Annotated in this window: 34 protein-coding genes; 3 read left to right on the forward strand and 31 right to left on the reverse strand. The window is 39.6% G+C overall.

All coding sequences use genetic code 11. The features are described from left to right. Position 1: 1 nt before the first annotated feature. Entirely contained in the window at positions 2–265 is a 264-nt protein-coding gene (locus RT138_RS16790; protein WP_313191603.1) for a DUF2089 family protein, read from the reverse strand. 135 nt (positions 266–400) lie between these two features. Between RT138_RS16790 and RT138_RS16795 the strand changes: the two genes are divergently transcribed. Beyond that, positions 401–1,147 carry a lysophospholipid acyltransferase family protein gene (locus RT138_RS16795; protein ID WP_313191604.1) on the forward strand — a complete coding sequence of 249 codons (747 nt, stop codon included), beginning with the start codon at positions 401–403 and terminating at the stop codon, positions 1,145–1,147. A 2-nt stretch (positions 1,148–1,149) separates the two neighbouring features. On the opposite strand, the gene RT138_RS16800 is transcribed toward RT138_RS16795, so the two are convergent. Together RT138_RS16800 and RT138_RS16805 are read right to left on the reverse strand one after the other, a co-directional pair. Further along, on the reverse strand, positions 1,150–2,250 hold the full coding sequence (locus RT138_RS16800; RefSeq protein ID WP_313191605.1) for a glycosyltransferase: 1,101 nt from the start codon (positions 2,248–2,250) through the stop codon (positions 1,150–1,152). Positions 2,251–2,266: 16 nt separating this feature from the next. Further along, a complete protein-coding gene (locus RT138_RS16805; protein ID WP_313191606.1) occupies positions 2,267–3,208 on the reverse strand; it encodes a lysylphosphatidylglycerol synthase domain-containing protein in 942 nt (313 codons plus the stop codon). A 119-nt stretch (positions 3,209–3,327) separates the two neighbouring features. On the opposite strand from RT138_RS16805, the gene ruvC reads away from it, so the two are divergent. Next, entirely contained in the window at positions 3,328–3,891 is a 564-nt protein-coding gene (ruvC, locus tag RT138_RS16810) for a crossover junction endodeoxyribonuclease RuvC (RefSeq protein WP_185213322.1), read from the forward strand. Here the strand turns inward: ruvC and RT138_RS16815 are convergent. Beyond that, positions 3,888–4,931, reverse strand: coding sequence for a hypothetical protein (locus RT138_RS16815; protein WP_313191607.1), 1,044 nt, complete (start codon positions 4,929–4,931; stop codon positions 3,888–3,890). The genes ruvC and RT138_RS16815 overlap by 4 nt on opposite strands. Positions 4,932–5,310: 379 nt before the next feature. On the opposite strand from RT138_RS16815, the gene RT138_RS16820 reads away from it, so the two are divergent. After that, positions 5,311–5,781, forward strand: a complete 471-nt coding sequence (locus RT138_RS16820) for an Lrp/AsnC ligand binding domain-containing protein (protein ID WP_185213320.1) — start codon at positions 5,311–5,313, stop codon at positions 5,779–5,781. 88 nt (positions 5,782–5,869) lie between these two features. On the opposite strand, the gene RT138_RS16825 is transcribed toward RT138_RS16820, so the two are convergent. From RT138_RS16825 to rplP, 27 genes are all read right to left on the reverse strand, one after another. Next, positions 5,870–6,934, reverse strand: a complete 1,065-nt coding sequence (locus RT138_RS16825; protein WP_313191608.1) for a M20 family metallo-hydrolase — start codon at positions 6,932–6,934, stop codon at positions 5,870–5,872. Then, a complete protein-coding gene (gene proC, locus RT138_RS16830) occupies positions 6,927–7,727 on the reverse strand; it encodes a pyrroline-5-carboxylate reductase (protein ID WP_313191609.1) in 801 nt (266 codons plus the stop codon). Before proC ends, RT138_RS16825 begins: the two co-directional genes overlap by 8 nt. 11 nt (positions 7,728–7,738) lie before the next feature. Then, on the reverse strand, positions 7,739–8,527 hold the full coding sequence (gene argB / locus RT138_RS16835) for an acetylglutamate kinase (RefSeq protein WP_185213317.1): 789 nt from the start codon (positions 8,525–8,527) through the stop codon (positions 7,739–7,741). 8 nt (positions 8,528–8,535) lie between these two features. Then, complete coding sequence (locus tag RT138_RS16840) at positions 8,536–9,501, reverse strand: acetylornithine carbamoyltransferase (protein ID WP_313191610.1); 966 nt, start codon at positions 9,499–9,501, stop codon at positions 8,536–8,538. Positions 9,502–9,519: 18 nt separating this feature from the next. Then, positions 9,520–10,653, reverse strand: a complete 1,134-nt coding sequence (locus RT138_RS16845; RefSeq protein ID WP_313191611.1) for an aminotransferase class III-fold pyridoxal phosphate-dependent enzyme — start codon at positions 10,651–10,653, stop codon at positions 9,520–9,522. Positions 10,654–10,785: 132 nt separating this feature from the next. Continuing rightward, on the reverse strand, positions 10,786–11,517 hold the full coding sequence (gene rplQ / locus RT138_RS16850; RefSeq protein ID WP_313191612.1) for a 50S ribosomal protein L17: 732 nt from the start codon (positions 11,515–11,517) through the stop codon (positions 10,786–10,788). 97 nt (positions 11,518–11,614) lie between these two features. Next, positions 11,615–12,607, reverse strand: a complete 993-nt coding sequence (locus RT138_RS16855; RefSeq protein WP_093100377.1) for a DNA-directed RNA polymerase subunit alpha — start codon at positions 12,605–12,607, stop codon at positions 11,615–11,617. A 77-nt stretch (positions 12,608–12,684) separates the two neighbouring features. After that, the gene (rpsD, locus tag RT138_RS16860; protein ID WP_093100379.1) at positions 12,685–13,293 is read right to left on the reverse strand and encodes a 30S ribosomal protein S4; all 609 of its coding nucleotides are present in this window, start codon (positions 13,291–13,293) and stop codon (positions 12,685–12,687) included. Between the two features lie 66 nt (positions 13,294–13,359). Then, positions 13,360–13,749, reverse strand: a complete 390-nt coding sequence (gene rpsK / locus RT138_RS16865) for a 30S ribosomal protein S11 (protein ID WP_093100381.1) — start codon at positions 13,747–13,749, stop codon at positions 13,360–13,362. A gap of 10 nt (positions 13,750–13,759) precedes the next feature. Then, positions 13,760–14,137 (reverse strand): 30S ribosomal protein S13, encoded by a 378-nt coding sequence (gene rpsM, locus RT138_RS16870; protein ID WP_094257893.1) that lies wholly within the window; start codon positions 14,135–14,137, stop codon positions 13,760–13,762. A gap of 27 nt (positions 14,138–14,164) precedes the next feature. Next, on the reverse strand, positions 14,165–14,281 hold the full coding sequence (gene ykgO, locus RT138_RS16875; RefSeq protein ID WP_013665024.1) for a type B 50S ribosomal protein L36: 117 nt from the start codon (positions 14,279–14,281) through the stop codon (positions 14,165–14,167). Between the two features lie 43 nt (positions 14,282–14,324). Beyond that, the gene (infA, locus tag RT138_RS16880; RefSeq protein ID WP_021071231.1) at positions 14,325–14,543 is read right to left on the reverse strand and encodes a translation initiation factor IF-1; all 219 of its coding nucleotides are present in this window, start codon (positions 14,541–14,543) and stop codon (positions 14,325–14,327) included. Between the two features lie 73 nt (positions 14,544–14,616). Beyond that, positions 14,617–15,399: a type I methionyl aminopeptidase gene (map, locus tag RT138_RS16885; protein WP_313191613.1), complete on the reverse strand. Its 783-nt coding sequence runs from the start codon at positions 15,397–15,399 to the stop codon at positions 14,617–14,619. 6 nt (positions 15,400–15,405) lie between these two features. Continuing rightward, positions 15,406–16,752, reverse strand: coding sequence for a preprotein translocase subunit SecY (gene secY / locus RT138_RS16890; protein WP_093100387.1), 1,347 nt, complete (start codon positions 16,750–16,752; stop codon positions 15,406–15,408). Positions 16,753–16,758: 6 nt separating this feature from the next. Then, positions 16,759–17,205 carry a 50S ribosomal protein L15 gene (rplO, locus tag RT138_RS16895; protein WP_093100388.1) on the reverse strand — a complete coding sequence of 149 codons (447 nt, stop codon included), beginning with the start codon at positions 17,203–17,205 and terminating at the stop codon, positions 16,759–16,761. A 110-nt stretch (positions 17,206–17,315) separates the two neighbouring features. Beyond that, positions 17,316–17,495 (reverse strand): 50S ribosomal protein L30, encoded by a 180-nt coding sequence (gene rpmD / locus RT138_RS16900; RefSeq protein WP_093100390.1) that lies wholly within the window; start codon positions 17,493–17,495, stop codon positions 17,316–17,318. 4 nt (positions 17,496–17,499) lie between these two features. Further along, a complete protein-coding gene (gene rpsE / locus RT138_RS16905) occupies positions 17,500–18,018 on the reverse strand; it encodes a 30S ribosomal protein S5 (protein ID WP_093100392.1) in 519 nt (172 codons plus the stop codon). A gap of 12 nt (positions 18,019–18,030) precedes the next feature. Then, the gene (gene rplR / locus RT138_RS16910) at positions 18,031–18,384 is read right to left on the reverse strand and encodes a 50S ribosomal protein L18 (protein ID WP_093100394.1); all 354 of its coding nucleotides are present in this window, start codon (positions 18,382–18,384) and stop codon (positions 18,031–18,033) included. A 5-nt stretch (positions 18,385–18,389) separates the two neighbouring features. Next, complete coding sequence (gene rplF / locus RT138_RS16915) at positions 18,390–18,944, reverse strand: 50S ribosomal protein L6 (RefSeq protein WP_185213310.1); 555 nt, start codon at positions 18,942–18,944, stop codon at positions 18,390–18,392. An 18-nt stretch (positions 18,945–18,962) separates the two neighbouring features. Further along, entirely contained in the window at positions 18,963–19,364 is a 402-nt protein-coding gene (gene rpsH / locus RT138_RS16920; protein WP_229678329.1) for a 30S ribosomal protein S8, read from the reverse strand. 137 nt (positions 19,365–19,501) lie between these two features. Next, a complete protein-coding gene (gene rpsN, locus RT138_RS16925) occupies positions 19,502–19,771 on the reverse strand; it encodes a 30S ribosomal protein S14 (protein WP_093100399.1) in 270 nt (89 codons plus the stop codon). Then, complete coding sequence (rplE, locus tag RT138_RS16930; RefSeq protein WP_185213309.1) at positions 19,764–20,333, reverse strand: 50S ribosomal protein L5; 570 nt, start codon at positions 20,331–20,333, stop codon at positions 19,764–19,766. Before rplE ends, rpsN begins: the two co-directional genes overlap by 8 nt. Next, positions 20,333–20,677 (reverse strand): 50S ribosomal protein L24, encoded by a 345-nt coding sequence (gene rplX, locus RT138_RS16935; protein WP_214648470.1) that lies wholly within the window; start codon positions 20,675–20,677, stop codon positions 20,333–20,335. Before rplX ends, rplE begins: the two co-directional genes overlap by 1 nt. Before the next feature lie 2 nt (positions 20,678–20,679). Beyond that, on the reverse strand, positions 20,680–21,048 hold the full coding sequence (gene rplN / locus RT138_RS16940) for a 50S ribosomal protein L14 (RefSeq protein WP_002997484.1): 369 nt from the start codon (positions 21,046–21,048) through the stop codon (positions 20,680–20,682). After that, entirely contained in the window at positions 21,048–21,302 is a 255-nt protein-coding gene (gene rpsQ, locus RT138_RS16945) for a 30S ribosomal protein S17 (protein WP_013665010.1), read from the reverse strand. Before rpsQ ends, rplN begins: the two co-directional genes overlap by 1 nt. Positions 21,303–21,315: 13 nt before the next feature. Further along, complete coding sequence (gene rpmC, locus RT138_RS16950; protein ID WP_185213308.1) at positions 21,316–21,534, reverse strand: 50S ribosomal protein L29; 219 nt, start codon at positions 21,532–21,534, stop codon at positions 21,316–21,318. A gap of 91 nt (positions 21,535–21,625) precedes the next feature. Then, entirely contained in the window at positions 21,626–22,048 is a 423-nt protein-coding gene (gene rplP / locus RT138_RS16955) for a 50S ribosomal protein L16 (protein ID WP_094257903.1), read from the reverse strand. Positions 22,049–22,096: the final 48 nt, after the last annotated feature.

The following is a 22,096-nucleotide window of genomic DNA, read 5'->3' on the forward strand; positions in this document are numbered from 1 at the left end:
TTTACTGCAGGTTTTTAACTTTATCTATCAATTCATCAAGCTTATTCCTAACGGTTGGATAGCTCTTCCCTAATTTATTGGCCATTTCCTTGAGACTTCCAGAGTTTAACAGAAACTCAATAATGAATTCCTGTTCTTCAGGTTCCAAACGCATCAATAATGGAAAATTAAATCTTCCAGCCACCTCAGTTTCGCAGTTGCTACAGTGCAATTTTACCACAGACATTTCATTATCACATGCCGGACATTGAATAGGAAACTTCATATATTATAGATTTACTTAAATAAAGTTAAACAATTATTTAATAATATTTAAACATTGTTTAACAATTATTATTTAAGAATTGGAGAAAGGGATAAAATATACTAATTCGTATATTTGCTCAATTTTAGTTTACAGATGAGAAAGTTATTAGGATTTATCCTTACTCCGATATTTTATATTTGTTTTGCATTATCATTATTGATATTTCATCCCATTCAATGGTTATGCCTGAAACTAGGGGGCTATGCCGCCCATAAGAAAAGTGTGGATATCTTAAATGGCTTTCTGGTAGCATGTAACTATACCCTATTCAACAGGACGCAGTTTATCGACAACAAAAACATTCCAGTTGGCAGACCCATTATCTTCATTGCCAATCACCAAAGTACCTACGACATCCCTCCTTTGATTTACTTTTTGAGAAGGTTCCATGGCAAGTTCATTTCTAAGATTGAATTGATGACCGCCAATATTCCAAGCATCTCCTTTAACCTTAAACATGGTGGTGCGGCCAATATTGACCGAAAAGACCCTAAACAGTCTATAGCAGAGATCTTGACCCTAGCCAATAACATGAAAAAGAATAACTGGTCTGCATTTATTTTTCCTGAAGGGACAAGGACTAAAACCGGAAAGATGAAGTCTTTCTCTGTAGGTGGAATTGCGACTTTGATGAAGAAAAACCCAGAAGCACTTGTTGTTCCAATTGCAATTAACGGATCCTATAAAATGGTAGAATGGGGGGCATTTCCACTTAGGCCATTCACCCACATGTCTTGGGAAGTTTTGGATCCTATTGACACCACAGGATTAAATCCAGAGGAGATTGTGAAGAAAGCCGAGGATTTGATCCGCGCCAAGGTGAAGGAAGAAAATCTGTAGGATTATTTGACGGTTCTGCCTTTCCAATCGTACTTACCGATATTTCCCACCACACCGATATAAACAAAATAGAGCGAATGGACCACAGTTAGCAACGGTAGGTTCCAAAGGAGTTCCTTTCTGTTCACGAAGGTAAGGATGGGATAAAGAAAAGTCAGTTCCACCAACATCTTCATCATCAGGGAGGTTAATACCAATTCACTAGCATCATAAATACCAAACAACAGAAAGATCAAGCTCAGCAAAAAAGAAAGGTTGAAGAGCCAGATACAAACCCCCAATACAACTACCTTCTTGTCCTTATATTTGGTACTTTTTGAAGCCCAACGTTTTCTTTGGCTTAAGAATGATTTTAGGTTTTCTTTGGCATCGGTGTAAACTATCGCCGCTCTAGATTTACAGAAACCTATCCTGTCGGCATGTTTTTCCGCAACCTTATGCAATAATAGCTCATCATCGCCAGAAGCCAATTCATCAATCCCATTAAAACCACCCATTTCAAAGAACAGCGTCTTTCTATAAGCGAGATTGGCCCCATTACAGGTCGTTGGATTTCCGTTTCCTATACCTGCTGCCCCTAAACCAATAAGGTAAAGGAACTCCAAGGTCTGCAAACGTTCGAAATAAGATTTTTCCTGATCGTAACATACTGGAGAAGAAACCATCAGTTTATCTTGGCTTTCCATATATTGAACTATGCTCAATATCCATTTGGAACCCATTCTACAGTCTGCATCGGTGGTAATGATAATATCACCAGAAGAAGCATGAATAGCCTTGTTGATGGCGAATTTCTTATATGAATTGAGTTTATTTCCTTCATTTAGGGTGATAAGCTTTACCCCGCGGTCTGCATAACGCGTGACGATCTCTCCTGTCCTATCCGTAGAATGGTCATCTACCACGATCACTTCCAGCAATTCCTTAGGGTATTCCTGACCGACAATACAGTCCAATGTATTGCCAATGTTTGACTCTTCGTTCCGAGCAGCGATAATTACTGTCACTTTTGAAAGGGGCATTATGGATGTCAGATGGAACATGGGCAGCTTCATCCAGCCATTGCGCATGTAAAGGACCAATACCACATAGATAATGGTCATGATAAATAGGAAAAAACTAAGATTTATTATCACTGATATAATTCACGTTAAATACAAAAAACGACCCTATGATTGCCGGAAAAATGAGGTTGACAAACCAAACACAGGAAACAATGGCCATCACTGCAATTTCTTGGGTCGTAATATACGCATACAAATTGCTGGCTACAAAACTACGAACACTAAAGTCAAAAATATCTAAGGAAGGAACGGCAGATTGAATAAAAAACATAATAAAAATCATCAATACCATGGAAACCAACGGTAGCTCTGGCAAAATGACCAACATCAATATTATATATTGCGAGGTAAAAATGGCGAAACGAAAAGCAGATAGCAAGAGCACATAGGCCAATTCTTTAACGGTAAAGTCTTCAAGAACCGAAAAGAACGGCTTGATCTTCCTCAAAAACTTTACTTTCCCTACCAGATAATCAACCCAAGAGACATTGAAATACAGGATCAAAAAGGCCAATGCGTATATTATGGCTATTAACCAGACCCCAAAATCCACTGAGGCTGGGGTTTCCAAAAAGGTCGTTACGAACCAAGCGATGCTCAAAGAACCAAAAACCGAAGTCAAAACCAATTGAGCAAACAACCCTACTCCCATCGCAACAGCGCCAGTAGCCCTATTCTCGGGTTTCAACAACATCACCCGTCCACCGTATTCACCAATCCGATTTGGAGTGAATATTGCCCAGGTAAGTCCACAAAAAACTGATTTTATAGCCTTCCAAAGCCCTAAGGTCTCTATCCTTTGACTCAGATATTGCCACTTTTTAACTTCAAGAAACCAATTGAAAAACATTAAGAGCACAACAACCAGCAATACCATTCGGATCGTAAGAGGGTCGATCTGATGAATAAGGTGTTCAAACTCTTTCAAGTTCTTTTGATTATTCACCTTGCTGACAACAAACCACATCGCCAGCGCAACAATGGCTACTTTAATCAAAAGATTGAGATATTTTCGCTGTGTCTTCGTCAATTTTGTCTAAGAAAGCACAATTTTAATAATTTTTTAATTAATAACCGTTTTTAGAAAGCAATGTTTAGAAAATCGTATTATTGCATATGCAAAAAGAACCGGCTAAAGAGAGGATTATTTTGGGAATTGACCCTGGAACGGTAGTTCTAGGTTATGGAATATTGAAGGAGGTGAATAAAAAAATATCCTTGATCACGCTAGGTGTCATAAAAATGGGGCATCTGGATGACCATGGCCTCAAACTCCAACGCATCTTCAAAAAGACCAGCGCATTGATTGCAGAATATAAACCAGACTGTGTAGCCTTGGAGGCACCCTTCTACGGAAAGAACATCCAAGTCATGCTAAAGCTGGGTCGTGCCCAAGGAGTGGCTATGGCAGCTGCCCTAAACGCCGATATTCCAATCTTTGAGTATTCCCCCCGAAAAATAAAACAATCCGTTACAGGCAGCGGAAATGCGAGTAAGGAACAAGTGGCGGCCATGTTACAGACCCTGCTTAGCTTCAAGGAAACTCCAGAGTTCCTCGATGCTACCGATGGTCTTGCCGTTGCGGTCTGTCATGCCTTTCAACAAAATCAATCCACAGGAGGAAAAAACTATTCGGGTTGGGAAGCTTTTGTAAAGGATAACCAAAAGCGAATCCGCTAGAGCTGAACCTGCCGTATGACATTCTTGACGTTGAGTTCAATAATATCGGTCATACTCTTGCATTTGAAGTAATTTTCATTTTCATAATACCTCGCATAGCCCTCTTTCAGCTTCTCAATATTTTCCTTTGTTGAGAGCTGTTGTGTACTGGAAGCATCACGGAGGTCCTTGATACGATGCCTTTCGCTTCGAACCCGATGCACAATGGAAGATCTTTCTTCTTGCTGATACTGCAGCACTGTCTTCTCATTCAAATGGTCCATGGACAATTTGACAAAAGGTAAGTTCTCCTTGAAGAACTGCGGAAGATACACCTTGATGTTCCCTTCATAGAATTGTTGGTCAAAATCAATGGCACGGATCCTAAATTGGAAATCATCAAAATCCGGAGTGATCTGCATCACGAAATTATAGGCCCGCATGTCCCCTAACATGGAGATCACACAACGCTCATTAAACTTGACAAACTCTTTTGCTATTCTCGTTTGGTTATAATCAGGAGCGTCCATCTTGGTCTTAGCAAAGGTATCTCCAGGAATTCCAACAATATGTTCCTCCACCAAGGTATCGCGATCATAGAGGTAATTGACTTGGTTTGGAGATACAATCTCTTCCAGCTCCAATCCATAGATCCTGGAAGCATCCGCTTGCTTGATATAGAAATAATCATAGACATCATTCAGTCTATTGACAATTTTGATTCGGAAGGGATGGGTATTACCAAAAGCACAGAATTCAATCTTTTCGATGACTTTATGTTGCACAATCCTGGTATTCCCGGAAGCTTTCAGTTGCGCATATACAATCTTGAGCTGGTCATACAGGGTATCTTGTATATGGGGTGGATATAAAGGGATTTCCCACAACGTATCATTGCCAAACTTGTCCAGTGAAGGAATGGTTTCTTGGAAATTCAAAAGATCAGAATAGGTCATGGGCAATTTACCATCCCGCTGATAAGCTTTTAGATATTTCAACAAACCCGTACCCACCGGAAAAATTGGCTTTTTCCTCGAAATCTTTACATCATCTTCTTTCATAACAAGCATTTGTGACTGAAAACTAAAGTACGAAAAATAGTTGTTGTATACATCAATGAAAAAATGCTAAAAAAAATGACGTAATTTTATCATTCGAACATTAATATAACAATAATTGTTATTATTTTTGAAAAAATTAGAAAATTGAAAAATTTATTTGAAAGGCCTATATATGGAAGAAGCTCCCCGGGCGAGGAGCTTCAACGCTAACCAATTATAAACCTATGTTATTTTGAGGGAAGTAATTACAAACTTTAGTGTTTTTTACCTCGTTTGTTATGACAAATTTAATTTTTTCAACAATTAAATAGAAATTTATTTGATTTTTTTAGATATTTTTAAAAAACTTATTACAAATTAACACACAAATACCATTTTTATGGAAAAAAACTATTCAAATTACGATTTAGACAACCTAGATGTTCAAATTTTATCCATTTTAATGGAAGATGCCTCAATTCCATATACAGAAATCGCTAAAAAACTAATAGTTTCTGGAGGAACCATCCATGTTCGCATGAAAAAAATGGAAGAATTGGGAATAATCAGAGGTTCTAACTTAATTATCAACCCTCAAAAGGTTGGATTTGACATTACTGCCTTCTTAGGAATCTATTTAGAGAAAGGTTCTCAGTATTCGGATGCGGTTGAACAGTTGAAACAAGTGAAAGAAGTAGTGGAATTACATTACTGTACTGGTCAATATAGTATGTTTGCTAAGATCATCTGTAAGGACACTTCACATTTACGCAAAGTTTTGAATGAAGACATCCAAGGATTGAAAGGAATTCAACGTACAGAGACCATTATTTCCTTAGAAGAGAGCATCAAAAGACAAATCACCTTATAAGAACTGTCGAAAAAGGAGATTTTTATCTTAGAACTACCGTCTAGAGATAAAAAAAGCGGGCCATGGCCCGCTTTTTTTATAGAATTTCTTATAATATCCCTTTCAGAAGGTCGATATAATACCGAACCCCATCATTTATTTCTTGCAAATAGATAAATTCATCCGCAGTATGCGACCTTGCCGAATCTCCAGGTCCCGTTTTGATGGACGGAATATTCAATATGGCCTGATCACTCATCGTCGGACTGCCATATAATTCTTTTCCCAAAGATTTCCCGGATTGAACGATTGGATGATCGATTGCAATCGAAGAAGGATTCAGGCGTGTAGAACGTGGCTCTACCGAAGACTTCACATGTTGTCTGATAATTTCCAAGACTTCCAGGTTACTGTACACATCGGTAGTCCTTACATCCACCACAAATTTACAGCTAGCCGGCACCACATTATGTTGTGAGCCCGCTTCTATCATGGTGACACTCATTTTCACCGGCCCTAAAAACACCGACTGTTTGGGAAATTGATAATTCCGGAACCAATTGATGTCTTCAATCGCATTATAAATCGCGTTCTCACCCTCTTCCCGAGCGGCATGACCAGATTTACCCGACGCTTCACAGTCCAAAACCATCAATCCTTTTTCCGCCACTGCCAAATTCAACAGGGTCGGTTCACCAATAATGGCAAACTCACAAGGTTTGATGTGCTTATAGGCTTCTTCTAAACCTCCTTTACCAGAAACCTCCTCTTCGGAAGAAGCTACCAAACAAAGGTTAAACGGCAAATCCTCATGGTCATAAAAATAACGGAATGCAGCAATCAAGGAAACCAAACATCCTCCGGCATCATTACTCCCTAAGCCGTACAGCTTCCCATCTTCCACAATAGCCTTAAAAGGATCTTTACTATAGCCAGGGTTGGGTTTTACGGTATCATGATGCGAATTCAACAGGACATAAGGTTTTGAAGGATCTTCAAAACGGTTATAGGCAACCACATTGTTCCCTATCCTTTCCGTAGCTATGCCATGTTGCTGAAAATACTCCACAAGCAATTGAGCAGTCTGATCCTCTTCCCTACTGAATGACTGGGTTTCAATCAATCCTTTCAATAGCGAGGTACTGCCTTCAATCAGTTGGGCAATATCAATCATTATATAGGCCTCCGGCTTTTTTAGCAGACAATTTTATTCCTTTAATGAAAGCAGAACTGAAACCGTTGTGTTCCATTTCGTTCAATCCTGCAATGGTACAACCTTTTGGAGAGGTCACCTTATCGATTTCACTTTCCGGATGGCTCTCCATCTGCAGCAACAGGTCTGCAGCACCTTTGGCCGTTTGAATGGCCATTTTCAAGGCATCGTGAGCATGGAAACCAATTTCCACACCACCCTGTGAAGCTGCTCTGATACTTCTCAGGAAAAACGCGATTCCGCAAGCACATAATGCCGTCGCGGAAGTCATTAAGTCCTCATTGATGACTACGACAGAACCTACCGATTCAAATATCACCGATACATCCTGGATTTTGTCCTCAGGAGCACTGTCAGTGGCAATACATGTCATGGACTGCCCTATTGCAATAGCCGTATTCGGCATTGCACGGATAACAACCTTGTCTTGGCCCAATACATCCTTGATATCTTGGCAGGATACGCCAGATACCACCGATATAATGGTTTGAGCGGGAGTCAGTACAGGAGCCAATTCGTCCATCACCTTTCTGATCTGCTGGGGGAGAATGGCCAATACAATAAATTCAGACCCTTGAATCGCTTCAGGGTTTGAATCGCTTACCGTAAAACCTTCTTCCTGTTCCACAGCCAAGGACGCCAGATTGCGCCTGGTGATGGTAATCTCATTCGCTTTGCAATATTTAGATTTCACCAGCCCTTTGGCCAATGACAACCCTATATTCCCGCCTCCAATAATTGTTATCTTATTCATTTTATTTAAGTTTAGGCAATCAAGCAGGTTCCAAACTTCCGCTGCTGGAAGAGGTGCAGGTTATTGGCATGTCCGATATAGACATTACTGACACCCTTGGAAATCGCTTCAAATGCATTGTATAGTTTAGGGATCATTCCATCATGAATGGTCTTGCTATCTTTCAATCGTTCAAAATCAACAGAACGGATGGTCTCAATTACCGATTGCTCGTCATTTACATCCAACAATACACCATTTTTATCGAAACAATAGATCAATGAAACTTCATATAGTTTGGATAGCGCAACAGCCAAGGAAGACGCAATGGTATCGGCATTGGTATTCAATAGTTGACCATTACCGTTGTGGGTAATAGCTGAAAAGACAGGAATAAACTCCGCCTCCAATAGTTTTTTGATGGCCAATGAATCAATCGAATCAGCAAGGATATCGCCTACAAAACCATAATCGATTTCCTTAACCGGTCTTTTTACCGCTTTGATTACATTCGCATCTGCACCGCACAATCCAATGGCATTGCAATTGTATTTCTGCAGGGAAGCAACCAGGTTTTTATTGGTAAGGCCAGCATAGACCATGGTCACGACATCCAGCATGGCAGCATCGGTAATACGTCTACCTTCCACCATCTTGGCTTCTATGCCCATATCTGATGCCATACGAGTGGCAATCTTTCCACCTCCATGCACCAAGATCTTTCGTCCTGGCAATGCAGAAAATTTCTCTAAAAATTCCTCTAATTGTTCCGGGTTGTCAATGACATTCCCGCCTATCTTGATAATATTTAATACCGACATCCTAAATTTTAACCCTTCAAATCTTCCAACATTCTTTTCAATACTACCTGCGCAGCCCACACCCTATTGCTGGCTTCCTTGATCACCAATGAATTTGGACCATCCAATATCTCAGAAGATAGCTCCAGATCCCTACGCACTGGCAAACAGTGCATCACTTTTGCATCATTGGTCAATTTCAATTTCTCATTGTCCAAAAGCCAATTCTCATTGACCGGATAAACCTCTCCATATTCCTTAAAAGAAGACCAGTTCTTCACATAAACAAAATCCGCTCCTTTCAAGGCCTCATCCAGGTTGGTCGTGATATTGGCTCCAGAAGTAAAGTCCTCCGAAAGTTCATAGCCTGCAGGCTGAGCAATGGTGAAATCTACCAAACCTTCTTCCTGAGCACGGCACATCCATTCTGAGAAAGAATTGGGAACAGCTTGAGGTAATGCCTTCACGTGCGGCGCCCAAGCCAATACAACCTTTGGTTTATCTATTTTTTTATATTCCGTAATCGTGATCAAATCAGTCAAACTTTGCAATGGATGCCTCGTTGCACTTTCCAAGGAAACTACAGGCACTCCGCAATAGTTGATAAATTTATTGAATAGGTCTTCCGAATAATCCGCTTCCTTATCTTTCAATGTAGGAAATGAACGCAGACCAAGAATATCACAATACTCTCCCATTACAGCCGCAGCTTCACGGATATGTTCCACCGTCGTTCCATTCATGATCACGCCATCGCGCGTTTCCAACGCCCAGCCATCCTTATCCATGTTCATCACCATGACGTTCATGCCAAGGTTCATCCCTGCCTTTTGCGTACTCAAGCGTGTTCTCAAACTTGGATTAAGAAATACCAAACCCAGCATTTTATGCTTCCCCAGGGTTTCATTTGAATAAGGACTAGCCTTGATTTCTAAAGCCTCTGTAACGATGTCTTTCAGATTATCTACGTCTGCTACGGAAAAAAACTTCTTCATTTAATCTATTTTGATTTTTTATGCCTTTAATCTCTCTTCAAAAGCAGTTAAAAATTGATCAGCAATCTTATTGGTAATATTTAGTGCAGGCAACAGACGAATCACGTTTGGTTTCGCCTCACCCGTAAAAATCTTGTTTTTTGACAACAATTCCTTCTTCACATGTGCCAATTCAGTTGGTAGTTCAATCCCAATCATGAGACCTCTACCTCTCACTTCCATTACCTGATCAAACTTCTTAAGTTCTTCGATCAGATAACTTCCTACTTTTGCTGCATTTTCCATCAAGTTATCTTGCTTGATGATATCCAATACAGAAACAGCTGCTGCACATGCCAAATGGTTACCACCGAAAGTCGTACCTAACATGCCATGCGAAGCCTTGAATTTTGGAGATATGGCAATCCCTCCTATTGGAAAACCATTGCCCATTCCCTTTGCCATTGAATAGATATCCGCATCAATTCCGGCATAGTCATGCGAGAAGAAAGTTCCCGTCCTTCCATATCCACATTGAACCGAATCCGCGATAAATACGGATCCATATTGGTCACACAGACTGCGGATCAGTTTCAAGAAAGGCACCGATGCTTCACGGATACCTCCTACCCCTTGAATTCCTTCAATGATTACGGCAGCTATCTCTTCGCCCTGTTCCTTGAATACCATTTCTAGTGCTTCTTCATCATTGAAAGGTAAGAATTTTACATTATCAGTTTCATTTACAGGAGCAACGATAGCTGGATTATCGGTAGCAGCTACGGCTAAGGATGTACGTCCATGGAAGGATTTTGAAAAGGCGATTACCTTTTTTCGTCCGGTATGAAATGATGCTAATTTCAAGGCATTTTCATTGGCCTCAGCACCAGAATTACAAAGAAACAGGGTATAGTCGGTCTTACCCGAAACCTCACCTAATTGTTTCGCTAATTGTTGTTGAATAGGGATCATGATAGAATTGGAATAAAACCCGATTTTATTCAACTGATCCGTGATACTTTTCACATAATGTGGATGGGTATGGCCAATGGAGATAACAGCATGACCTCCATATAGATCCAAATATTCAGTTCCTTGTTCATCCCAGACAGTAGAGCCTTGTGCTTTTACGATGTTGATAGGGTTAACAGGATAAACGTTAAATAGTTCCATGAAATGAAATAAATATGCTAAAGTTTAGTTTTTCAAATGTACAAATAATTAAATAGCTGAACTTACTATAAAAGCGTATAAAATAAAAAAGTCCTCTTGGATAAGAGGACTTTTCTATGATTCGTTTAAAGATTATTCATCAACTTTTTTTCCACCGTCTAATTCGGCTTTAAGTTTCTCTAATTCTTCAAATTTACCATCTGCAGCTAATTGTGCTTGTTCAGCCCAAGTAGTAGGATCTGCAGTGTTAAAGTTAGAACCAGCTTCAGTTAAGATTTCTTTAACTTTCTCAGCATCAGTTTTAGCTAATTCAGCGTAAGTTGCAATACCAGCAGCTGCCAATACTTCTGCAATCTTAGGACCGATACCTTCAACAATGGTTAAATCATCGCCAGCTTTAGTAGCTTTTGCCTCTTTTGATTCAGTTGTTGCAGTAGCTTTCTTTTTAGCAGAACCACGACGTCGAGTAGATTTTTTCTCAGTTTGAGCAGTTTTACCGTAGATTTCGTTGTAATCAACTAATTCGATAAATGCCATTTCTGCGTTGTCACCCAAACGGTTCTCTAATTTAATGATACGAGTGTAACCTCCTGGACGTGATGCCACTTTTTCTGAAATCTCGCGGAACAAGATAGAAACTGCATCTTTGTCTTTCAAGTAAGCGAATACCGTACGACGTGAGTGTGTAGTGTCGTTTTTAGATTTTGTAATCAAAGGCTCCACATAAGTACGCAACGCTTTTGCTTTTGCTAAAGTCGTAGTAATACGTTTGTGTTTGATCAATGAAGTCGCCATGTTAGCTAACATCGCCTTACGGTGACTGTCAGTGCGGCCTAAGTGATTTACTTTTTTTCCGTGTCTCATTTTAGTTTTGATTTTGTGCGTACCGTTCTTTTTCTATAAACCGTAGTCCATATACTCCGGAGGAATTACGCAGCAGGTCGCTTATATTATTTAATTATTATTCTTCGTCCAATTTGTATTTAGACAGGTTCATACCAAATGATAAACCTTTTGATTTAACTAACTCTTGAATTTCGCTCAATGATTTTTTACCAAAGTTGCGGAATTTCAACATATCAGCTACATCATATGTAACCAATTCAGCTAAAGTGCGGATATCAGCAGCTTTCAAACAGTTCAATGCACGAACTGAAAGGTCTAAGTCTACTAATTCTGTTTTCAAGATCTTACGCATATGCAAGATTTCCTCGTCTACAACTTTAGTTTCTTCTTTAGTTTGAGACTCTAACAACATGTTTTCGTCAGAGAACAACATAAAGTGTTGGATCAAGATTTTAGCTGCTTCTTTCAAAGCATCTTCTGGATGAATAGAACCATCAGTAGAGATATCTAACAACAATTTCTCGTAGTCAGTCTTTTGCTCTACACGGTAGTTCTCAATGGTATATTTTACATTCTTAATTGGAGTGTAGATTGAGTCAATCGCAATTACTCCAACAGGACCATCAACCACTTTATTTTCCTCTGCATTAACGTATCCGCGGCCTTTTGCAACTGACAATTCAACTTCTACAGTTACTGAACTATCCATGTTACAGATGACCAAATCAGGATTCAATACAGTAAAATTATTGGAAAACTTCGTAATATCACCAGCTGTAAATTGATCTTGACCATTGATAACCACAAAGATCTTCTCGTTATCGCCTTGCTCACCTGATTTCTTGAAACGTACTTGTTTCAAGTTCAAGATGATTTCCGTAACGTCTTCTACCACGCCTTTAATCGTAGAGAATTCGTGCGACACGCCTGAAAATCTTACCGACGTAATTGCATATCCTTCTAAAGAGGACAATAAAATACGGCGTAAAGCATTACCAATAGTAACTCCAAAACCTGGCTCTAGTGGACGAAATTCAAAGGTACCATCAAAATCAGTTGATTTCTGCATGATAACTTTATCCGGTCTTTGAAATGCTAAAATTGCCATTTATGTTCTTTTAAGTTTATTTACTATTTATGAAAACAACAACATGCATCTATGACAATGCATGTTGTTATTAATTATTATTTAGAGTATAACTCTACAATTAAGTTCTCTTTAATGTTTTCTGGAATATCAGCTCTTTCAGGGAAATTAACGAATGTTCCTGTAAGTTTGTCTGCATCCCAATCCAACCAGCTGAATTTGTTGATTTTTCTTCCAGCTACCGAGTTTACGATCGCCTCTAATGATTGAGAACGCTCGCGAACTGCAATAACATCACCTGGACGGATACTGTATGATGGAATGTTAACTACTTGACCGTTAACAGTAATGTGCTTGTGCGAAACTAATTGACGAGCAGATGAACGTGTAGGAGCAATGCCTAAACGGTAAACGATGTTATCTAAACGTGCTTCTAATAATTTCAAGAAGTTCTCACCGGTAACACCTTGTTTTGCTGCTGCCTTAGCAAATAAGTTAGCGAATTGACGCTCCAATACACCGTAAGTGTATTTTGCTTTTTGCTTTTCTAACAACTGAATTGCGTATTCAGATTGTTTTCCTCTTCTTTTTGATGGTCCGTGCTGACCTGGAGGATAATTCTTTTTTTCTAATGCCTTATCTGGGCCGAAAATTGGCTCTCTAAATTTACGAGCTATTTTGGACTTAGGTCCTGTATATCTTGCCATTTCTTATTCTGTTTGAAGTATCAATCAGCCTATAGCTGACGAATCTTATCTTAAACAAATCTGTTATTAAACTCTTCTGCGTTTTGGAGGACGACAACCGTTGTGAGGAAGTGGAGTAATATCCTTGATCGTGGTTACGTCGATACCAATACCTTGCAATGAACGGATAGCTGACTCACGTCCAGCGCCCGGACCTTTTACGAAAACTTCAACTTTACGCAATCCTAAATCATGTGCAACTTTACCACAGTCTGATGCAGCTTGTGATGCAGCGTATGGAGTGTTCTTTTTAGAACCTTTAAAGCCCATTTTACCAGCTGATGACCATGAAATTGTTTGACCTTGATTGTTAGTCAAAGTTACGATGATGTTGTTAAAAGTAGCGTTGATATGAGCTTGTCCTACAGGCTCGATAACTACGATACGTTTTTTAGTAACTTTTTTACTTTTAGCCATTTCTTACTTATTATTTAGTAGCTTTTTTCTTGTTTGCAACTGTCTTACGTTTACCTTTTCTGGTACGAGAGTTATTCTTAGTACGTTGTCCACGAACTGGAAGGTGCTTACGGTGGCGTAATCCACGGTAACAACCAATATCCATTAAACGTTTAATGTTCAACTGAACCTCTGAACGTAAAGCGCCTTCTACCTTAATCTCATCATTGATGATTGTACGGATAGCTGCTAATTGATCATCATTCCATTCTTGAACCTTTACATCTTGACTGATGCCTGCTTTCTCTAGGATATAAGCAGCAGTAGAACGACCAATACCGAAAATATAGGTAAGGCCAATGATGCCTCTTTTGTTTTTAGGTAAATCTATACCTGAGATCCTTGCCATATAATATTTTAAGCGATTATGTTAAAATTAACCCTGACGTTGTTTGAACTTAGGGTTCTTTTTATTGATTACAAATACTTTTCCTTTACGACGGATAATCTTACAATCCGCACTACGTTTTTTTATTGATGCTCTAACTTTCATTACAGTAAATTTTTAAAAGCTATTTTATTGAAGAAACTTACGTTTACTTATAGCGGTATGTAATTCTTCCTTTTGTTAAGTCGTATGGTGACATCTCTAACTTCACTTTGTCACCTGGTAATATTTTAATATAATGCATGCGCATTTTTCCAGAGATATGTGCAATGATTTCATGCCCATTCTCTAATTCTACGCGAAACATCGCGTTAGAAAGCGCTTCTTTGATTATGCCGTCTTGCTCAATCGAGGCTTGTTTAGCCATATAATCTATTATTTTAAATGATGATATACCCGCAAACAGGAGTGCAAAGATAAATAAAATAATTGAATACCAACTACTTTTTATTTAAAACTTTCTCTATCGCGTCAAAATTCAAAAGCACGTCCGGACTACCTTTTCTGATCGCAACCATCTGTTCAAAGTGTGCCGAAAGCTTTCCATCAACTGTACTCACTGTCCAACCATCATCCCAGAACTTGACCCCCGCCATACCGGCATTGATCATCGGTTCGATACAGATTACCAATCCTTCTTCCAATTTCGGCCCGGAACCACGTTTCCCGTAATTCGGAACCTCAGGTTTTTCGTGCAAATGAAAACCAACTCCATGTCCTACCAATTCACGAACAATCCCATAGCGATATGGTGTGACATATTCCTGAACGGCAGCTGAAATATCGCCGACACGTTTCCCTGCGATTGCTTGATCGATCCCCGCTTGCAACGAACCTTTTGTTACTTCCAACAATTGTTTCGCCTCTTCAGAAATCTCTCCTACAGCAAAAGTATAAGCAGAATCACTGATAAAACCATTCAAATTCACCCCTCCGTCAACCGTTACGATATCCCCATCTTTCAGAACATAGTCACTCGGAAATCCGTGCACGACCTGGTCGTTCACAGAAATACACAATGAATAAGGAAAGCCTTGATAGTTCAAGAAAGCTGGAGTCCCTTTATGATCTTTAATAAAATCAAAGGCAAACTTATCTAGGGATAAGGTCGTGATGCCCGGTTTTACTAATCCTGCAATTTCAGCAAGTAACTGCGAGAGTACATTTGCTGACTCTCGCACTTGCTCAATTTCATCTGCTGTTTTATAATATACTTTAGACATTCAAAATTATAATGCGGATTGATCATAGCCTTCAACGGTAGTCGCAGTGCTTCTACCTTTTACGCGGCCTGTTTTCATCAACCCATCATAATGACGCATTAACAAATGACTCTCAATTTGCTGGATCGTATCCAGTACAACACCTACTAAGATCAATAGGGATGTACCACCATAGAAATGTGCAAATTGATTGTTTACTCCAAATAATGTTGCAATTGCCGGCAAGATCGCAATGATCGCCACAAATACAGCACCAGGGAAGGTAATATGTGATATTACGTTGTCGATAAACAAGTTGGTCTCATAGCCTGGCTTGATGCCCGGAATAAAACCACCGTTCTTCTTCATGTCCTCAGACATCTGCTGTGGGTTCACCATAATCGCTGTATAGAAGAAGGTAAATGCAATGATCAACAAGGCAAATACCACGTTATACGTTACGGATGTATAGTTACTCAACGAGTTCAGGAAATCTGACTGGACGTTCGGGAAGAACTGGGTCAACGACATCGGTAAAAACATAATCGCCTGAGCGAAAATGATTGGCATTACACCCGCCGCATTTACCTTTAAAGGAATGTATTGACGCACACCACCAATCTGTTTGTTACCAACGATTTTCTTCGCGTATTGCACAGGGATCTTACGAACACCTTGTACAACCAAGATCGTGAAGATCACGACGAAAAACAGAGCGACAAACTCCAATAACAATGGAATAGGACCACCACCACTCGGGCTCATTCTGGATGCCCACTCTGCAGTAATACCTGCAGGAAGCTGAGCAATAATACCAGCCATAATGATTAATGAAATACCATTACCAATTCCTTTATCGGTAATCTTTTCACCTAGCCACATCACAAACAATGTACCCGCTGTCAAAACAACTGCTGATAGAATGGAGAACATTGGATCCGCAATAGTCTTAGCTTCTGGTCCGATTTGAGTCTTCACATAGGCTACGGCTTGAACCAACGTAATCGCTACGGTAAGGTAACGAGTGATGTTGTTCATTTTCTTACGGCCAGATTCACCTTCTTTCTGCATCTTTTGAAAAGCAGGAACAGCAATCCCCAATAGCTGAACTACGATAGATGCCGAGATATAAGGCATAACACCAAGAGCAAAGATCGCCGCACGGGAGAAGGATCCCCCAGCAAACATATTGATCAAGTTCATGATGTCATTACCACCTTCTCTGTTTACTACCAACGCTTCCGGATTGACACCTGGTAAAACCACGTGACAACCAACGCGGTATATTAAAAGAAATAGTAACGTATTAAGAATACGGTTACGTAATTCTTCTATCTTCCATATATTGGTTAAGGTTGTGATTAGTTTCTTCATGTATTATTACAATTTAACGATAGAACCACCTGCTGCTTCGATAGCTTTTTGTGCTGAAGCTGAAAATGCATGGGCCTTTACTTCTACTTTTGCGGTGAACTCGCCACGACCTAAGATTTTAATCAAGTCATTTTTTGAAACTAATCCGTGCTCTTTCAAAGTATCGAAATCTACAGTGGTTAAGCTGTATTTCTCAACGATAGCTTGTAAAACATCTAAGTTAACACCTACATATTCTACACGGTTGATGTTCTTAAAACCAAATTTAGGCACACGACGTTGAAGAGGCATTTGACCACCTTCGAAACCGATCTTCGTAGAGTTACCTGAACGGGAACCTGCTCCTTTGTGACCACGTGTTGATGTACCACCACGGCCAGATCCTTGTCCACGACCAATACGTTTTTTAGTTTTAATTGAACCAGCTGCTGGTTTTAGATTACTTAAGTTCATTTTTAATCAAATTGTGCTACGCCTTCGCTCTCACTAAACAGGCCTTAGCATTCCATAAATTTATTAACAAAGAATGGAAAGGAAGTGAGTATCCTTTCCATCTATTCTTATTAAATGGACTCTACAGCCACTAGGTGGTTCACTTTACGAACCATACCAATGATTGCTGCTGTAGCTTCAACTTCTACCGAATGGTTGATCTTTTTCAAACCTAATGCTTCGATAGTTTTCTTTTGGCGCTCGCTTCTGTCGATAACGCTCTTTATCTGGGTGATTTTAATTTTTGCCATGATATTAACCGTTAAATACTTTGTTTAAATCGACACCACGTGTTTGCGCTACTGTATAAGCGTCACGCATATTAGCTAATGCATCGATCGTTGCTTTTACCACGTTGTGTGGGTTAGAAGATCCTAATGATTTTGCCAATACGTCTGTAATGCCTGCAGACTCCAATACCGCACGCATAGCACCACCTGCTAATACTCCGGTACCACTTACAGCTGGTTTGATCAAAACTGAACCACCTGAATATTTACCGTATTGCTCGTGAGGTACTGTACCTTTGATAATAGGAACCTTTACTAAGTTTTTCTTTGCATCATCGATACCTTTAGTGATAGCTTCAGTAACCTCTTTAGCTTTTCCTAATCCGTATCCTACGATACCGTTCTCATCTCCAACTACAACAATAGCTGAGAAACTGAAGGTACGACCACCTTTGGTCACCTTGGCTACGCGCTGGATGCTTACTAAGCGATCTTTTAATTCGATTTCGCTTGATTTTACTCTTTTAATATTGCTTAATGCCATTTTCTTCTTTAATTAAAAGTCTAAACCGCCTTCGCGAGCACCTTCAGCCAATGATTTGATACGGCCATGGTATAAGTACCCATTACGGTCAAAAACTACTTTGCTAATTCCTGCTGCAACCGCTTTCTCAGCAACTAATTTACCTACTTCTTTCGATTGATCTACTTTGTTTCCTGATCCAGCAAACTCTTTTGACAAAGTGGATGCCGAAGCAATTGTTTTACCAGTTGTATCGTCGATGATCTGTGCGTAGATGCCTTTGTTACTTCTAAAAACCGTCAAACGAGGACGTTCAGTTGATCCAGCCAGGTGTTTTCTAATTCCTTTTTTGATTCGCTCTCTGCGAGTTGATTTAATTCCTGCCATGGTTATTATTTTTTAGCTGATTTACCTGCTTTTCTTCTTAATACTTCACCTGCAAACTTGATACCTTTACCTTTGTATGGCTCTGGCTTACGGAAGCTACGGATTTTCGCCGCTACTTGACCGATCAATTGTTTGTCGATAGATTCCAAAGTGATAGTTGGGTTCTTACCCTTATCAGCAGTTGTTGTTACTTTAATTTCCTGTGGCAATACGAATACAATCTGGTGAGAGAAACCTAAAGTTAACTCTAGCGTATTACCTGTGTTTGCTGCACGGTAACCAACACCAACTAGTTCTTGGGTAGTTTTGTATCCCTCGGTTACACCTACAACCATATTGCTCAATAGGGCGCGGTATAATCCATGTAATGCTTTGTGCTTCTTTTGTTCTGTTGAACGTGACACTACGATATTACCATCTTCTTCTTTAACGGTAATGTCGCGGTCTACTTGTTGTGTTAATTCACCTTTAGGGCCTTTAACAGTTACCAGATTCTTATCTGATACTGTAACCGTTACACCAGAAGGTATAGCGATAGGCGCTTTTCCAATTCTTGACATTCTGTGCTTTTTCCTAGATTAATAAATGTAACATAAAACCTCTCCACCAACGTTTTGTACGGCAGCTTCTTTGTCTGACATTACTCCTTTCGAAGTAGACAAAATCGCAATTCCTAAACCGTTTAATACACGAGGGATGCTGTCAACACTTGCATACTTTCTTAAACCAGGTTTACTCACACGTGTCAATGTGCGAATAGCCGGTACTTTGCTAATTGGATGGTATTTCAAGGCAATCTTGATGGAACCTTGAGGACCTTCTTCAATAAATTTGTAGTTAGCAATGTAACCTTTGTCGAAAAGAACTTTTGTGATTTCTTTTTTAAGGTTCGATGCAGGAATTTCAACAACCCTGTGGTTGGCCTTGATGGCATTCCTTACTCGGGTAAGGTAATCCGCTATTGGATCTGTATTCATTATGTATAAAATTGTGATAAGGGTTTCCATGACTAACCGAAGCCACAGACCTTTTATCGGTTAAAATATTGCATTGCAAAAAAAACCCGATAAACCACAGTTCGTGGTTTATCCGGGCAAAAGTAATTATATTTTTTTGATTACCAAGAAGCTTTTTTCACTCCCGGGATTTTTCCGTCTAGGGCCATCTCACGGAATGTTACACGGGAGATACCGAATTGACGCATATATCCTTTTGGACGTCCAGTTAATTTACAACGGTTGTGCAATCTTACTGGTGACGCATTCTTTGGTAATTTATCTAAAGCTGCATAATCACCTGCTGCTTTTAAAGCCGCACGTTTCTCTGCAAATTTTGCTACTAATTTCTGACGCTTTACTTCGCGTGCTTTTAATCCTTCTTTAGCCATTGTTATTCGTGTTTTGGTTTTTGAATGGTAAACCGAATTGTTTCAATAATTCTAAAGCTTCGATATCGTTCTTAGCTGAAGTTACGAAAGTGATATCCATACCTTGGATCTTGTTGATCTTGTCAATGTTGATCTCAGGGAAGATGATCTGCTCAGTAATACCCAAATTGTAGTTACCATGTCCATCAAATCCTTTATCGTTGATTCCACGGAAGTCACGGATACGTGGTAAAGAAACCGCGATTAAACGATCTAAGAATTCGTACATATTGTTGTCACGTAAAGTTACGCGAGCACCAATTGGCATACCTTTACGCAATTTGAAGTTCGAGATATCTTTCTTGGATTTCGTAGGAACTGCTTGCTGACCAGTGATCGTCGTCAATTCGGTGATTGAGTTGTCGATCAATTTCTTGTCTGCTGTAGCGGCACCAATACCTTGTGATACTACGATTTTCTCCAGTTTCGGAACTTGCATAACGCTCTTATACTGGAATTTTTCCTTAAGCGCTGTACGGATATCTTCCGCATATTTCGCTTTTAATCTTGGTACGTAAGTCATTATTTAATTTCCTCCCCTGATTTTTTTGCGTAACGAACTATTTTACCATCTGCATTAACTTTACGTCCAACACGGGTAGGATTACCTGTCTTCGGATCGATTAAAGCTAAGTTAGAGATGTTGATTGCAGCTTCTTTCTCGATGATACCACCGTTCGGGTTAGCTGCGCTTGGTTTAGTGTGTTTCTTAACAATGTTAGCGCCTTCAACAACCGCTCTGTTAGTTTCAATAATAACCTGTAATACTTTACCTTGAACACCTTTAGAGTTACCAGCGATAACTTTCACTAAATCTCCACTTTTGATCTTGATCTTGTGAGTAGTTTTGTTTGTTTTCTTTGCCATAATTATAAAACCTCCGGTGCTAATGATACAATTTTCATGAACTGTTTCTCACGCAATTCTCTGGCAACTGGGCCGAAGATACGTGTTCCGCGTGGTTCATCGTTATTATTTAACAATACTGCAGCGTTGTCATCGAAGCGAATGTAAGAACCATCTTTACGACGGATCTCTTTTTTCGTACGTACTACAACTGCTTTTGAAACTGATCCTTTTTTCACGTTTCCTGAAGGTAGTGCGCTCTTAACGGTAACAACAATTTTATCACCGATAGATGCATAACGCTTGCGCGTACCGCCTAACACACGGATTACTAAAACTTCTTTAGCTCCGCTGTTGTCAGCTACATTTAGTCTTGATTCCTGTTGTACCATTATTTAGCCCTTTCTAAAATTTCTACTAATCTCCAGTTCTTAGTTTTACTCAGCGGACGTGTCTCCATAATTAATACCGTATCGCCGATACCGCAGGTATTTTGTTCGTCATGAGCTTTAAATTTAGTAGTTTTCTTAACGAATTTACCGTAAATAGGGTGCTTTACTTTACGTTCAACAGCCACTACGATAGATTTGTCCATCTTGTTGCTAACTACTAAGCCGATTCTTGTTTTTCTTAAATTTCTTTCCATTTCGACTTTAATTTTATGCCTCAGCGGCTGTTTCAGATTTTGCTGCATTAGTACGCTTTGAAATCTCCGTAGAGATACGAGCGATAGTTTTGCGAGCTGCTTTGATCACGTTTGGATTCTCAATAGCAGAAACAGCATGTGCAAATTTCAATTTGTTCAAGGCAGCTTTCTCTTCAGCAAGACGAGCTGTTAAATCCTCAGTTGATAATTCTACGATTTCTGAATTTTTCATTTTTCAATTTGTTGTGCCGGGTTATCTCGAGTGTTAAGCGGCCTTACTGGTAACGGCAGTAAGGCTGAACTCTTGACATTACCGACGATTATTATGCTTCAACGTAATCTCTACGTATCACAAATTTCGTTTGAACCGGTAATTTTTGTGCAGCTAAGCGTAATGCTTCTTTAGCGATTTCCAATGGAACGCCTTCTGCCTCAAATAACATACGGCCTGGGCGCACTACGGCTACCCAATATTCTGGAGCACCCTTACCTTTACCCATACGTACCTCTGCAGGTTTCTTGGTAACAGGTTTGTCAGGGAAAATGCGGATCCAAACTTGTCCTTCACGCTTCATATAACGTGTTACCGCAATACGAGCTGCCTCAATCTGACGGCTTGTGATCCATGCTGGTTCCATTGATTTGATACCGAAAGATCCGAAAGCTAATTCCGCTCCACGAGTGGCATTACCTTTCATGCGGCCTTTCTGCATCTTTCTGAACTTCGTTCTTTTTGGCTGTAACATGTTCGTATTTTTTTAAATCTGTTGAACAGATAATCTAAATCTTGTTAT

Origin of the sequence: Sphingobacterium sp. (assembly GCF_032065005.1) — a bacterium.
Taxonomy (GTDB): domain Bacteria; phylum Bacteroidota; class Bacteroidia; order Sphingobacteriales; family Sphingobacteriaceae; genus Sphingobacterium.